Consider the following 12863-nt stretch of genomic DNA (forward strand, 5'->3'; position numbering starts at 1 on the left):
AATGGGTCGAGGTATTTTGCTCTGGCTTCTCGGTATTCCCTTGCCGATCGTCATTCTTCTCGTTCTCTTCACGCGATAGGAGGCGTCAATGTCGGTCATTGAAGACGTCCCCAGAGGTACGGTTCCTGTCGAATCTTCCAAGCCCGCTATCGTCTGGGGCCCCATCATCGGAGGCGCCTTTGCGGCAACCGGAATTACCCTCATTCTTCTATTGCTTGGATCAGGTGTTGGGCTCACGATGGTTTCTCCCTGGTCTGACCAGAGCAATTCGGCGACAGCCGTCGGCATCACTGCGGCGATCTGGCTGGTGGTCGTTCAATGGCTGTCATCAGCGATCGGTGGCTATCTTACGGGCCGTCTCCGTACGAAATGGGTTGAAGTCCACTCCGACGAGGTCTTTTTTCGCGACACGGCACACGGGTTTCTGAGCTGGGCGCTGGCAACGGTGTTCGTAGCAGGGTTTCTCGCCTCTTCATTGACTTCGCTGGCGAGCGCGTCGGCCAATGCCGCCGGTCAAGTCGCGCAAAACGCGGTTAGCGCCGGCGCCGCTGCATCAACACGTGGTGCGGACGCAACCGCCTATTTTACAGACGCGCTCCTCCGGCCCGCAAAGGCCGCAGACCGCGCTCAATCCGACGATGGCGCAGCCGCGGCCGAGATCTCGCGGATCCTCGTACAGGGTGCGGCCAGCGGACAGCTTCCGGATGGAGACAAATCCTATATCGCAACGATCATTTCCGCGCGCACGGGCCTTTCCGAAACGGATGCCCGCAACCGGGTCGATGCGGTGCTCAAGCAAATCGATGACGCCAAGTCGGCAGCAAAAGACGCGGCTGACAAAGCCAGGAAAGCGGGCGCGACGAGCGCGCTGGTCGGGTCCCTATCGCTGCTGGTCGGCGCCTTCATGGCATCGGCGGCCGCGGCACTTGGCGGTCGTCAGCGTGATGAAGAAGAGGACTTGCTCGTGGATACACGCAGCCGACGTCCTTGAGCCGCAACGGCAAGCGTTTCGCTCTGCGTCATCGCGGTGGCGCAGAACGTCAGGCAACAAATGGAGACACCAACAGCCTCTATGTGGAGGCGTGCCTTGAGCCGGTTTGATAGTGGATCGGCGCGATCAAAGATTTATCCTTTCTCGAAAAAACGCCGGAGTGAATTCGCGAGATCGACGGGATTTTCTTCAGCGACGTGGTGGCCGCTTTCGATACCGTGACCCGTGACATCCGTCGCCCACGACCGCCAGATTTCCCTCGGGTCGCCGAAGAAATGCTCGAGATCGTCTTTGGTCGACCAAAGGCAAAGCAATGGGCATGTGATCCGCCTTCCGGCAACCCGGTCCTGCAGTTCATCTTCCCGATCGACGCTCAAGCCTGCCCTGTAATCCTCGATCATTCCGTGGACAACGGCTGGATTTTGGATCGCCGTCAGCAGGTCATCGTAGGCCTCTTTGCCCATGATATCCGGACGGATGGCATGGTACCAAGCCCGAGGATCGGCATTGATCGCTTGCTCGGGCTTTTCAGGCTGCGCGAAGAAGAACCAGTGATACCAGTCACGCGCAAAATGCCAATCCATCCGTTCGAGATGCTCCACGATCGGAATGCTGTCGATCACGGCCACCCTGGTGACGATCTCGGGATGATCGAGCGCAAGACGGAATGCCACATAGCTGCCTCGGTCATGCCCCGCCACGGCAAATTTCCGATGTCCCAAAGCTTGCATCAGTGCCACACAATCAAGTGCCTTCGCCCGTTTCGAAGAATGCCGGCTGTTCTCGCTATCCACGGGTTGGAAAGACTTTCCAAATCCCCTGAGGTCGGGGCAAACAATCGTGAAGTGCGCAGACAAGAGGTCCGCGACTTGACCCCACGTCATATGCGTTCGCGGATGGCCGTGGAGCAACAACAGGGGCGGGCCATTGCCGCCGTGGCGAACGCGTAAAAGGCCGGGGCCAACGTCGATGTAATCCAGTGCCATTCCGCTGAACATATCCGGTCTCCTCGAATATTAGGTCGGCTGTTCTTACGCCCACCGCCTCGGTCATGATTTCCTCCTCTTCTTCTTAGCGCTCTCGTCGCTGAGTTCGATCCATACGGGAGCATGGTCGCTGGCGTGCTCCCAGCCGCGGACGTGCTTGTCGACCTCGGCCTTCGACAGACGGGCTGCCACCTCCGAGTTGAGCAGGAAGTGGTCGATCCGCAGTCCGGCGTCGCGAGCATACGCGTTTCGGAAATAGTCCCAGAACGTGTAGATGCGCTCGTCCGGATGCAGATGGCGGAGAGCATCGGTCCAGCCTTGATCGACGAGTTTCCTGTAGGCCTCGCGGACTTCGACGCGGAACAATGCGTCGTTCGTCCAGCGTTCCGGCTTGTAGACGTCCATCTCGGTGGGCATCACGTTGAAATCGCCGACGAGAACGACCGGCACCTCAAGCTCCAGCAGCTCGGCGGCGTAGGCTTGAAGCCGCTTGAACCAGCGGAGCTTGTAATCGAACTTGGGTCCCGGATAAGGATTGCCGTTCGGGAGGTATAGGCCGCCGATTACGATCCCGTCGACGATGGCTTCGATGTAACGACTGTGCTCGTCTTCCGGTTCGCCCGGAAGCCCTCGCCTCGTAAGATGGGGTTCCTGCCCCTCTGCAAGGATCGCAACGCCGTTCCAGGATTTCTGGCCCTGCCACACTGCGCCATAGCCGGCGGCCTCGATCGCCTTGATCGGAAACTTCTCTTGCGGGGCCTTTAGTTCCTGCAGGCATACGACATCCGGCGCGGCCTCTTCCAGCCATCGGAGGAGGATTTCAAGCCTGCCGTTTATGCCATTGACGTTGTAGGTCGCCAGCTTCACGGCTTAGTGCCGGCCGATTTCCGCTTCGACCTTCTTGCGCGAGCTTCCGGCGCTCTTCGCGGCCTTCTTGACCCTGTCCTTCGAGACGCCTTCCTTCTTCGCCTCGTAACGGACCTCGTGATCCTGGCCGCCTGCGACCTTCGCACGATCCCGGGCGCGACCTCTCGATGTGGTTGCCATGACAATGCCTCCTGACGAGTTTCGACCCACGAAAAACGGGCCTCGAATCAAGAAGTTCCATGGGCCAGCCTCTTCGGGTTGAGAATGCTGGTTGGCAAACATGGTTCGGGATTTGCAGGCGATCGTTATCCGATCGTCTAGTCATACTGTTCACCATGACCGATCTGCGCACGACCAAGGTCGCTCACCGCCGCATCTTCGGCAGGATCAGGATCGGCAGCGTTTGCTTTCTCGAGAAGCCTTCCAGCCTCGAGGATCGCGACCACAATTTCATGCGTGCCCCAGCCAGCCGCGTTAGCCGATGCGACGAGACTGTCCAAAGCATCGCGCACAACGGCCTGTGCTTCCTTGGCGCGGTCAGCCTCTGTGTTGCTGGCCGGCGAAGGAAACACATGATTTGCCGGCTCATGACCGGCCAAAGGTTTCGATTCTTCGCGGTCGGTGGTACCTGCCTCGCCGTCCTGGTGCGAGATCACGACATCAAGATCGTCCGAAAGTTTGGTCGCCTGGCTGGCGTTCATGATACCGATCGGCACGTCTTCTCCATTATCAGTCGTCACCTTCACCTCGACGATCTTCTTTTTCTCGGTCATGGCAGCCTCCTTCAAGGGGAAACTTCCCGCGCCCTCGTCGGTTCCACCGGGCGTGACCCCGATCGGGCGCGCAGAGCGGTGATTGTCAATCTCTCGGCACGGCTTCAAAGCGATCGAACGACCTCCACAAGACGTTTCATGTCGGTGGGCTTCCCGAGATTGGGCACGTTAGCCAAAACATCATGCCTAGCGAGTTCCGCCGGATCGCTCGCACTGGCGAGGACGAACGGAACACCCCACGTCTTGAGAAGGACGGCGACAGGCGTAATGTTCTCGCCATTGAGAGTGACATCCAGAACAGCAGCATCCGGACGTTGGCTCCTCAGCAGCTCGAATGCTTGCCCGACCGAACTTGCCGGGCCTAGGACCTCAAATCCCCCTCTGGTCAACACGCTTTCCAGCTCCATCGCGATAAAGAACTCGTCTTCAACCACAAGAACGATCCTGCGCACGACGACCTCGCCTTTTTCAGGTTCGCTCATAAGCGTTTCCAAGGGAGTTTGATAATGGCTGTCAAACCTTTTGGATCGAAGTTAAGTTCCACAGTTCCGCCAAGATGTCGGCACGTGCCTTCGATCAACTCGGTGCCGTATCCTCTTCGCTTCGGCGGCTCCACCGCCGGGCCGCCTAATTCGCGCCAGTGGCAAACAAAGTACGACCGGCTCTCCGGTCCATCCTCCAATGACCATTCGACATGCAAGGCGCCGTTTGGAACGGAGAGGGCGCCGTACTTCAACGCATTTGTCGCCAGCTCATGGAACATCATGCTGACGGGCACGATCTCCGAACTCGGGATCTGCATTGTGGGTCCTTCGCAATGGACCCGATCCGTTCCAGGCTCGCTGACCGACTGCCTCAACAGGGTTTCAAAATCGGTTGCTTCATTGATAGCGGCGATCTCCTGGGCATGAAGCGTGACCTCGAGGCGTCCCAGGAAGCGATCACGGTAGTCAGTGCCTGTGAGATCTTCGGCATCCATCTGCATCGCAAGCGATCGCACCACTGCGAAGAGATTTTTCATCCGGTGGCGTGTTTCCGAAATGATGAAATCCTTCTCCGCGTCCTGACGCTGCCTTTCCGTCACATCGTCGAAGAGAACGAGGATATTGTTGCTGTTATCATCCGGATGGACAAGACGCCGTGCATCGACGAGGAAAGTGCGGCGGCCGATGGTTGGGAAGTCGTGCGCCACTTCGTATCCGATGACAGCGGCGGCTTTTGGGATAATCGCGGCGATCAGCTGCCGGAGTTCGGTAACATCCCACTGACCGTTGCCGAGATCAAAGAAACTCTCTCCCAGAATATCGTCGCGCTCGACCTTGAAGGTTTTCAAGAATGCATTGTTTGCGGTTGCGACGCACAGGTTCTGATCAAGGACGACAATCGGCTGCGTCATGGTATCGACCACGCCCTGCCCTTGGACATGTCCGCTTCGCAACAAGCGATATAGATCTTCCAGCATCATCCCCAAGCCCTCCCAGCAGCACCCGACATGTTTCGTAGCTTTCTATTAAAAGTAATGGAGCACCGAGAACTGGCAAGACGGTGGATCAAGGAATGTTGCTTGACCAATCCAGCTGGCGCACAAGCCTTGTCTTTGCAATGGCGGTAATGGATGGTAAAGCGACAACGCTTTACGATGAACAATACTTCATCGACACATTGCGACTAATACCAGCCAACTAGAAAAAGCACACCAATCTAACCCGGACTGGCAGGGGGCTACAGTCACGGCACCCGACCGACGATTTGCCGCCAGACGCCCTGCGGCTCGACAAACCTCGCCGTCCATAGGACCTTCACTCCGCCGCCGCAGTTCAACTCCTTCGGTCATGATTGCGGTTGGTGTGCCGAAACAGCTCCAGCTTTTCTGCGAGTTCGATCTCTGAGACGGGTTTCCCAATAGTTGCAAGCACTACTTGGGAATACTCCGCCGCGATCGCCTCCTGACCTGTGACGAAGATGCTCGCAATCCCCTGCCGGGAAAGCCAGATCGCCGCATCAGGGCCGGTGCGTCCATCAGCAAGATCGATATCGACAAGCACTCCGTCGACACCGCCGAGATCCTGTCTTTTAACAAGGTCGGTGAAGCTTATGGCAGATCCTGCGAAGATATGCCCCAAATCTTCAATCATGGCCTCAATTTGAAAGATGATCAGTGGATTGTCTTCAAGACAGAATATGCGAAGCGGAGACGCCGAAGATGACATGGCTAAAAAGCCTCCTAGAGGTCAAGGTCCTTCGGTGACACGCGCGCGAGGGGACCGATCTGAGTACAGCTTAGCCCCTGTGGATGGAACAGGATGGTGGGCGGCGTGCCAAAGAGGTTGTACAACGCCGAACGGATATACCGTGTTCCATATCCGCTTCTTTTAGGTTCCGAGACTGGCGGACCTCCTCTCTCAAGCCATTCAAGATCCAGGTTCCCATCTTGTGAGACGGACCATTTCAGACTTATCCGGCCCTCTGGCTTTAAAAGGGCACCATATTTAAGCGCATTCGTCGCAAGCTCATGGAAGCACAAGGCAAGCGTCGTCGCGGCTTCGGCACTCAGCAAAATCTCCGGCCCTGTGAAACTAATGCGATCCGCGCCCTTTGCCCGATATGGGCTGAAGGTCAATTCGGCAATATGGGAGAACTCGGCTGCATCGCCGTTCGCTTGAAATACTGCGGAATGCACATTGGCAAGAGCTGCAAGCCGACCGGCGAAATCATCGGCAAACTCATCCAGCGAGACGGCACGCCGACGGGTCATCTGGAAGATGGAGGAGATGCTGGAAAGAATGTTCTTCACCCGATGATTAAGCTCGCGCCGAAGTTCGCGCTCGCGCTCAATGTGATCGCGAACGTCTCGCTGGCGCAGGCGCGCCAAGAGGCTCGATTGAACGCCACTCAGCAATTCGAGCGCTGTTACGGGTCGTTGGTAATAGATCTGCCGCGAGCGAGGCCAAGCGGCCGACAGCTCAGCCTGAACGCGGGTCGGAGGAACCATCCGGTCCAACAGGACGAGGACAGGCATTTCGGACCATTCTGGCTGCTCGACAAGGTGGCGACCGATCGCCTTCTGCACCTCCGGATCAAGTGCCTCCTGGGTCGCAACCAGCACGCCGGGCGTTTGCGCCAACAGCGCCGTCAGCTGTTCCAAGCCCTCCGCCCGCCGCGCAGCTACGCCATTCTGAGCTAGGAGCGTCTCCAAATGTTCGGCATCGCGCCGATAAGGCGCGATTACCAAAACCCAGTCGAGATGGCTGTCATTCGCGGCCACGAGCGATTAGGCCTCCGGAATCGGGTTATATGGGATCACCGTGACGCCGGAACTTTGAATAAACAATTCCCGTACGTCGAGATCGTGCGGTCCGTGCCGCTTCTTCACGACCGTTATGCTGCGCCGCAGCCTGCCCTCGTGCTCGGTAATTCGCAGCAGCAGCACCGTGTCGCCCAGAAAACTTACATCGACATCAATGCCGATCCCTTGGCCGAGCAGACCGTGTTGCGCGACGATAAGGATGGTAAGCACACCCGCTCGAGCGAGAAATTTCAGGAGCGATTGGATGTCGCGGACCGCCTTCTCACGATGCGGCAATGAATTCAGATATCCGGTGAAACTATCGATGACGACGACCTTCACCCTTTCGCTGCTCACCGCTTGCTGCACAATCTGACCGAACTCACCTGGCGAGATCTCATTGGGGTTGAAATCCCGGATGATCAGCTGACCATCCTTATGGAATTGGCGCAAATCCATGCCCAACCCCTCCGAACGCCGGAAGAAAGTCTCTATTCGTTCCTCAAACAGGAAGAGGCCTACGCTCTCGCCCCGCTTGAGAGCCGCAGTCGCATAGAGCGAGGCCATAGTCGATTTGCCAGTACCCGCCTGACCTATGACGAGGGTGGTGGTTCCTGCTTCCTGCCCACCGCCGAACATGTCATCGAGGGTATCCACGCCGGATTTGATCAACTGAGGCTCGACGGCTCTCGCCACGGCGCCTGGTATAATCCGTGGGAATACGACCACGCCCTCGCCTTCGCGGATCGCCATGTCGTGATAGCCGTCAGCGACAGGCACACCGCGCATCTTACTGACCTCGATGCGGCGGCGAACCGCGCCATATTCCTCAAGCGATTTGTCGAGACGAATGACGCCGTGAGCAATGCCATCAACCTCTTCGCCTGTTCGATCGGTCTCTGGTGTTTGGGTGTCAAGCAGCAGAGCCACGATGTCGCGTTTGGCAAGAAACGCCTTGAAGGCGATCAGCTCGCGACGGAAGCGGGGTGAATCGCCTGTGATCAACCGTATTTCCAACAGCGAGTCATAGACCAATCGGCTGGGTCTATGCTCCTCGATTGCACTTTCGATCATCTTCCGCGTCTCGTCCAGACGCAGTTCAGCCGTCTGAAAAATCGACTGGTCGGTCGCTCCCTTGATCGAATCGGAAGCCGCGAGCTCTTCCACCCGGATGCCCTCGAGCGTCCAGCCGTGGGACAGGGCGATCGCCTCCAGCTCCGCCCTGGTTTGTGACAGGCTGACATAAATGCAGCGCTCCCCGTTCGCCGCACCGGCACGGAGGAATTGTAACGCTGCGGTCGTCTTGCCCGACCCAGGCGCACCTTGAACGATATAGAGATTTGATGCGGGCAAACCGCCGCGAAGAATTTCGTCCAGTCCGGGAATACCGGAACTGACCATTGTCAGCTTCTTGCTCTCAACCACGTTCACCTCTCGCTTACGCCTAAATTGACGACGTACAACGCCCGATCACGATATCGAGTTCCTGGACTGCGAAATAACTATGCGGGCAAACCGCCTGCGTTCCGAAACGCGGTCTTGGCCTGAGCTTCTTCGTACGGTCTTCGAGCTCGCACCTTGTTGCAGAAAAGCGCCCGCTGCCGCGGACGCCATCGTGTCTTCGAATTGCTGTGCTTTTCAAAGCCGGTTCATGCGATATCGCTGGCGCTCGGCTTCGATTTGCTCAGGCGTATAGGGTTCGGCTGCCTCATCGAAGCGGGTCCATCCCTCTTCCGCATAGAGTGCCCGCCGGGATGCAATGTCGACGGGCCGCGACCGGTCGAGGATTGCCTGGGCCTCCGGTAGCTTTGCCTCCTCAACCCTTGCGGTCACAACCGAACCTCCACGACGGATGCCTTCGGCGTAGACATGCGCCTCGTCTTCCGGGACACCTTCGCTGATCATCGCTCCGACGATACCTCCAACGGCACCGCCAGCGACAGCTCCGGCTACCGCTCCCGCGGCGGTGGCCGCCAGCCAGCCCGCCGCGACAACGGGGCCGACGCCCGGGATGGCCATGATACCAAGGCCGGCCAAAAGACCGCCGGCGCCGCCTGCGACAGCTCCGACGCCAGCACCTGTTCCTGCCCCCTCGGCTGCGTAAGTGCCCTGCCCTTCGACGTCGACGCCATTGGCCTTGTTTGTAACGATGCTAATGTCGTCAGATGGGATGCCTGCATCCTCGAGAGATTTCACCGCAGCTTTGGCGTCGTCATAACTGTCATAGAGTCCGGTAATGGTGCGCATATCGCGTCTCCTTGTTCTCAATTCGTTACTTGGCCATCGTGACATTGCCCTGGAAGTCCAGAGACACGCCTGTGTCCTTGCCGTCCTTTTTGGCAGTCGCTCGCCAAACGCCTTGATCATCCAGTTTAAGCCCCGTGACGTCGGTGTAGCCGGCGGCTTCGATGCGGGATTTGGCCTGGTCTTCTGTGAAGCTGTTCTTGCCAGCAATCGGCGCTGCCGGATTCTGACCGGTGTTGACGGCCGGAGTTGTCTGGGAGGTCGACGGCGTCTGGCTCTGGGCCAAGGCTGCCGTCGCCGATAGAAGAAGTGCGGCGGCGAAGATGGATCTCTTCATGGAAGTTTCCTCCTGTTACGCTAATCGAACAAGAGAAAGCTCAATTTGTTCCGCACGTTATGGCGACCGGCTGCGCTCGGGACGAAAGGCGCGACGAGTTCCAGCAGGCCGGGTCGGTCCTACGACGCGCGCGAAAGATTAAGCAGCGCGGCTATGGAACAAGCAGGCCAACAGAGCCGCTGGCAAATTGTCTCCACAGCCAAAAAGGCGGGGCTAGCGTACCTCCATAAACGTAAGCTCTCAAGCCGCATTGATCATTGCACGTACTCAATATTTCCTCCTCGACGGAACTTTCAGCTCGCCGATCGAGTTGCTTGGAGCGGAATAAGGAGGATCATCAGATATGGAAATGCAACGGCCTTTCGAACGGCGCCGGACGATAAGAGGTGCCGCCTATTCTCTGGCGGATTTCCAGAAGAAATACGGACTCGATGACGCGACGGCCGAAGATCTGTTCGTTCGGTTCGGCCCTTCTTCGATCGAGCTTGATTTGCTCATGGCAGCGAAGTGGAAAATATTCTCCTTCGACGACCTCACGAAGGAAATGCTCTTACGATCGGCTTGCCCGACGGAAAACAATCCATCTTTGGCTAAAGGAAGAAACTTTACTGGCCGTCAACGAAGAACAAGATGACGGAAAATGCCGTGAGCGTGCCTACAGGATTTGGGAGGAAGAAGGACGCCCGAAGGGCGCCATCTCGGCGATTGGCAGCGAGCGGAGGATCAGCGCGAGAAGACGGAGCAAGAGGCCGAAAGGCCACTCGCTCCGACGTGATATTCATCGACGGAATTAGTCCATTCATCAGACATCTCGAATGGCAAGGCAATGGCGTGTGCTCTTTCAGTGACCTGGCACTTCTACAGGTACCAGCAAGCCGTAAACCCTTATAGGATTTTGGTCAAAACCTCGAAATTATCCGCTCTCCGTCTGCAAATTCCCCAGCGCCGCGTTTCGTGGATTATATCCGTAGCCTCCATCTGAGACGATCGCGTCATCGAGGAAATGAGGGCTGCAGCTTCCTTCTCGTCGAAAATTCCCGATTGAAGCTCAATTGTTCCACCTGTTCGCACCGCAATGCTAACGCTCAGCATCTACGCCCATCCAATTGTCGATCACGGCGTCATAAACTCCCGGACAAGCGAGACGTTCCAAGGCTTTTCGAAATATCTGATGCATATTGCGGAACTGCTTAATCAAATGCCCTGTGAAAAGGCGCCGGTCCCCAACATGCAATCCAATCACTTTCACCAAAATGGTGCCAACTCAGCTAAATTAAGTCTCGAGTTGGCAACCGTCCGCAAGGGCGCAACGCAACTTGAGACGACCTGACAAGTTGGCTTAAAAGAACATGGTCTTGCGTCCTTCCCACGCGAGACCGGTCATAAGGACCTGTTGGCCACAGCCCGAGAACAAAGCTTTCACATGGCCGTTCGACCTCATGTTGATCGATGAGAAGAATGTCACGACCGTCGCCAGCCCTCGTGAAGGAACCGCTGCGCTCAGGTATTCAACCCGCCGTCAACGTTGAGGGTCACGCCGGTGACCTGCCTTGCCGCAGGACTCGCCAAAAATGTCACGGCGGTAGCGATGTCCGAAGGTGCCCCATATCGACCCAACGGGATGAGGTTCCGCTGGAATTCGGAATATTCCCCGTCCGCCGGGTTCATCTCCGTATCCGTCGAGCCCGGTTGGATGAGATTGGCCGTGATATCGCGCGGTCCCAGTTCCTGTGCTAAGCCCCGGGTGAAAGACTGGAGTGCCGATTTCGTCATGAAGTAGACTGTGCCCGTCGCGCCGACGATGCGGTCGGCACCGGCAGAGCCGATCGTGATCACTCGCCCGCCGGCGCCGAGATACGGAAGGGCGGCCTGCGTCGAAAGAATGGTGCCGCGGACATTTACTGCAAGGAGCGCATCGATGTCCTCGACCTTGATGTCGGCAATCGCTCCGTAGAGTGCGATCGCGGCGTTGTTCACCAGAATGTCGAGGCCGCCAAGCTCCTTTGCCGCTTCATCGACCGCTCCCCGGATCGCGGTCGGATCCGCGCTGTCGGCCTGGATCGCTATGCCGCGCCGACCGTGGGCCTCAATCGAGGCGACGACCGCCCTCGCGCGATCCGTCGAATTCTGAAACGTCAATGCAACATCGGCGCCATGCTCGGCAAGCGCAAGAGCGATTGCTGCCCCTATACCGCGAGAGCCACCGGTCACAAGCGCTCTCTTTCCCTTCAGATCAATCATCTCGACTCCATTTATGTAGTGATCGATACATAATGCATATGGACGTTGAAAATGGGAGTCAACGGGTTTATGTAGCGATCGATGCAAAAAGATCGAAACGGCACATCATCGAAAGTCTCAACGACAGGTTCCGCGCGTGGCCGGCCCCGCGCGTTCGACCGTGACGCAGCCCTGACCTGCGCCATGCGGATGTTTTGGATCAAAGGTTACGAAGCGACGTCGATCTCTGATCTGACGGAAGCCATGAGCATCGCGACGACAAGCCTCTATGCGGCGTTCGGCTCGAAGGACGAGCTCTATGCGGAAGCACTGAGGTACTACGCTTCTTACTACGAACATCTGGTCTGGGGACGTTTCCGTGATGCGACCACGGCACGCGAGGCGGTGAAAGCGTACCTTCATGACTCGGCCGCCGCCATGACCGGTTCAGACTGCGACCTGCCTCACGGTTGTCTGGCGACCCTCGGTACGGTCGGCAGCGATGGACACGAGGAACTTGCCGAGCTGATGCGCTCGACACGGGGGCTGGCCTTCGATGTGCTCGCGTCGCGTCTGAAAAAGGCGGTCGACGAAGGAGAGCTTCCACCGGCCCTCGATATCGCCATGGTCTGCAGGTTTCTCCAGACCGTTCAGAGCGGGATGGCAATCCGTGCCCGTGACGGAGCGGAAAGAGCCGAGCTCCAAAGCGTGGCGGAGATCGCCATGGCCGGCTGGGACGGTTTTGTCTCAAAAGCTGCGGATTGACCCGTTTTTGACGTCAACCCCTGGAATTGGCTACGGGGCTCAGAAATACCGTTTCCGGAACATTCCACCTGACGGGACGTTGAGCGCGACAAGGAGAAAGCTCATGGCTCAATGGTGGAGTAAGCCCGTCATAGTCGAAACTCGGAAGACGGGAGACCGTTTGACAACCTCCAGCGCGGAGCGCGCGGCGGAATTCATGCTCAACGAGTGGCCGACGCTCGAAGATGGTCAAGCCTATCACGCTGCGATGAAAGCACTTATGGCGGTTCAGCAGGGAAAAATTGAAGAAAACGAAGCCAGAGAGGCATTTCTTGCAGCGCTGAAGGAAGGCGACATATATATTTTCGAGGAGTGAGGTCATACCATCCTCATAGTTTGTCGATACTCTGCATCC

General features: G+C 57.6%; 17 protein-coding genes. 5 read left to right on the plus strand and 12 right to left on the minus strand.

The annotated features are described in order from the left end of the window. Positions 1–88: 88 nt before the first annotated feature. On the plus strand, positions 89–991 hold the full coding sequence (locus PH552_RS26510) for a hypothetical protein (protein WP_285166390.1): 903 nt from the start codon (positions 89–91) through the stop codon (positions 989–991). A gap of 134 nt (positions 992–1125) precedes the next feature. On the opposite strand, the gene PH552_RS26515 is transcribed toward PH552_RS26510, so the two are convergent. The 11 genes from PH552_RS26515 to PH552_RS26565 form a co-directional block, all read right to left on the minus strand. After that, complete coding sequence (locus PH552_RS26515; protein WP_145646840.1) at positions 1126–1989, minus strand: alpha/beta fold hydrolase; 864 nt, start codon at positions 1987–1989, stop codon at positions 1126–1128. Between the two features lie 51 nt (positions 1990–2040). Further along, positions 2041–2844 (minus strand): exodeoxyribonuclease III, encoded by an 804-nt coding sequence (gene xth, locus PH552_RS26520; protein WP_285166391.1) that lies wholly within the window; start codon positions 2842–2844, stop codon positions 2041–2043. Positions 2845–2847: 3 nt separating this feature from the next. Next, the gene (locus PH552_RS26525; protein ID WP_285166392.1) at positions 2848–3024 is read right to left on the minus strand and encodes a DUF3606 domain-containing protein; all 177 of its coding nucleotides are present in this window, start codon (positions 3022–3024) and stop codon (positions 2848–2850) included. Between the two features lie 137 nt (positions 3025–3161). Then, positions 3162–3617: a hypothetical protein gene (locus PH552_RS26530; RefSeq protein ID WP_285166393.1), complete on the minus strand. Its 456-nt coding sequence runs from the start codon at positions 3615–3617 to the stop codon at positions 3162–3164. A 104-nt stretch (positions 3618–3721) separates the two neighbouring features. After that, the gene (locus PH552_RS26535) at positions 3722–4099 is read right to left on the minus strand and encodes a response regulator (protein ID WP_112345422.1); all 378 of its coding nucleotides are present in this window, start codon (positions 4097–4099) and stop codon (positions 3722–3724) included. Next, positions 4096–5082, minus strand: a complete 987-nt coding sequence (locus PH552_RS26540) for a PAS domain-containing protein (protein ID WP_285166394.1) — start codon at positions 5080–5082, stop codon at positions 4096–4098. Before PH552_RS26540 ends, PH552_RS26535 begins: the two co-directional genes overlap by 4 nt. A gap of 352 nt (positions 5083–5434) precedes the next feature. After that, the gene (locus PH552_RS26545; protein WP_113250133.1) at positions 5435–5827 is read right to left on the minus strand and encodes a response regulator; all 393 of its coding nucleotides are present in this window, start codon (positions 5825–5827) and stop codon (positions 5435–5437) included. A gap of 14 nt (positions 5828–5841) precedes the next feature. After that, the gene (locus tag PH552_RS26550; protein WP_113250134.1) at positions 5842–6882 is read right to left on the minus strand and encodes a sensor histidine kinase; all 1041 of its coding nucleotides are present in this window, start codon (positions 6880–6882) and stop codon (positions 5842–5844) included. A 6-nt stretch (positions 6883–6888) separates the two neighbouring features. After that, positions 6889–8304, minus strand: coding sequence for a DUF7125 family protein (locus PH552_RS26555; RefSeq protein WP_162736994.1), 1416 nt, complete (start codon positions 8302–8304; stop codon positions 6889–6891). 237 nt (positions 8305–8541) lie between these two features. After that, positions 8542–9150 (minus strand): general stress protein, encoded by a 609-nt coding sequence (locus tag PH552_RS26560; protein ID WP_113250136.1) that lies wholly within the window; start codon positions 9148–9150, stop codon positions 8542–8544. 25 nt (positions 9151–9175) lie between these two features. After that, positions 9176–9484 carry a PepSY domain-containing protein gene (locus PH552_RS26565; protein ID WP_112345428.1) on the minus strand — a complete coding sequence of 103 codons (309 nt, stop codon included), beginning with the start codon at positions 9482–9484 and terminating at the stop codon, positions 9176–9178. Between the two features lie 343 nt (positions 9485–9827). On the opposite strand from PH552_RS26565, the gene PH552_RS26570 reads away from it, so the two are divergent. Both PH552_RS26570 and PH552_RS33785 read left to right on the plus strand, forming a co-directional pair. Continuing rightward, positions 9828–10118 carry a hypothetical protein gene (locus tag PH552_RS26570; RefSeq protein ID WP_285166396.1) on the plus strand — a complete coding sequence of 97 codons (291 nt, stop codon included), beginning with the start codon at positions 9828–9830 and terminating at the stop codon, positions 10116–10118. A 28-nt stretch (positions 10119–10146) separates the two neighbouring features. After that, positions 10147–10278: a hypothetical protein gene (locus PH552_RS33785; RefSeq protein ID WP_350223718.1), complete on the plus strand. Its 132-nt coding sequence runs from the start codon at positions 10147–10149 to the stop codon at positions 10276–10278. 706 nt (positions 10279–10984) lie between these two features. Here the strand turns inward: PH552_RS33785 and PH552_RS26575 are convergent. Continuing rightward, positions 10985–11725, minus strand: a complete 741-nt coding sequence (locus PH552_RS26575) for an SDR family NAD(P)-dependent oxidoreductase (protein WP_113250138.1) — start codon at positions 11723–11725, stop codon at positions 10985–10987. Between the two features lie 81 nt (positions 11726–11806). Here PH552_RS26575 and PH552_RS26580 point away from each other — a divergent pair, with 81 nt between their 5' ends. Together PH552_RS26580 and PH552_RS26585 are read left to right on the plus strand one after the other, a co-directional pair. Then, positions 11807–12469 carry a TetR/AcrR family transcriptional regulator gene (locus PH552_RS26580; RefSeq protein ID WP_210249898.1) on the plus strand — a complete coding sequence of 221 codons (663 nt, stop codon included), beginning with the start codon at positions 11807–11809 and terminating at the stop codon, positions 12467–12469. 103 nt (positions 12470–12572) lie between these two features. Next, the gene (locus tag PH552_RS26585) at positions 12573–12824 is read left to right on the plus strand and encodes a DUF982 domain-containing protein (RefSeq protein ID WP_113250139.1); all 252 of its coding nucleotides are present in this window, start codon (positions 12573–12575) and stop codon (positions 12822–12824) included. Positions 12825–12863 lie beyond the last annotated feature (39 nt).

It is taken from the genome of Rhizobium aureum, from assembly GCF_030182495.1.
Taxonomy (GTDB): Bacteria; Pseudomonadota; Alphaproteobacteria; order Rhizobiales; family Rhizobiaceae; genus Rhizobium; species Rhizobium tropici_C.

Coding starts and splice junctions, on each gene's coding strand:
- PH552_RS26510 (WP_285166390.1), top strand. CDS start 89: ATGTCGGTCATTGAAGACGTCCCCAGAGGTACGGTTCCTGTCGAATCT.
- PH552_RS26515 (WP_145646840.1), bottom strand. CDS start 1,989: ATGTTCAGCGGAATGGCACTGGATTACATCGACGTTGGCCCCGGCCTT.
- PH552_RS26525 (WP_285166392.1), bottom strand. CDS start 3,024: ATGGCAACCACATCGAGAGGTCGCGCCCGGGATCGTGCGAAGGTCGCA.
- PH552_RS26530 (WP_285166393.1), bottom strand. CDS start 3,617: ATGACCGAGAAAAAGAAGATCGTCGAGGTGAAGGTGACGACTGATAAT.
- PH552_RS26535 (WP_112345422.1), bottom strand. CDS start 4,099: ATGAGCGAACCTGAAAAAGGCGAGGTCGTCGTGCGCAGGATCGTTCTT.
- PH552_RS26540 (WP_285166394.1), bottom strand. CDS start 5,082: ATGATGCTGGAAGATCTATATCGCTTGTTGCGAAGCGGACATGTCCAA.
- PH552_RS26545 (WP_113250133.1), bottom strand. CDS start 5,827: ATGTCATCTTCGGCGTCTCCGCTTCGCATATTCTGTCTTGAAGACAAT.
- PH552_RS26555 (WP_162736994.1), bottom strand. CDS start 8,304: ATGGTCAGTTCCGGTATTCCCGGACTGGACGAAATTCTTCGCGGCGGT.
- PH552_RS26560 (WP_113250136.1), bottom strand. CDS start 9,150: ATGCGCACCATTACCGGACTCTATGACAGTTATGACGACGCCAAAGCT.
- PH552_RS26565 (WP_112345428.1), bottom strand. CDS start 9,484: ATGAAGAGATCCATCTTCGCCGCCGCACTTCTTCTATCGGCGACGGCA.
- PH552_RS26570 (WP_285166396.1), top strand. CDS start 9,828: ATGGAAATGCAACGGCCTTTCGAACGGCGCCGGACGATAAGAGGTGCC.
- PH552_RS26575 (WP_113250138.1), bottom strand. CDS start 11,725: ATGATTGATCTGAAGGGAAAGAGAGCGCTTGTGACCGGTGGCTCTCGC.
- PH552_RS26580 (WP_210249898.1), top strand. CDS start 11,807: ATGCAAAAAGATCGAAACGGCACATCATCGAAAGTCTCAACGACAGGT.
- PH552_RS26585 (WP_113250139.1), top strand. CDS start 12,573: ATGGCTCAATGGTGGAGTAAGCCCGTCATAGTCGAAACTCGGAAGACG.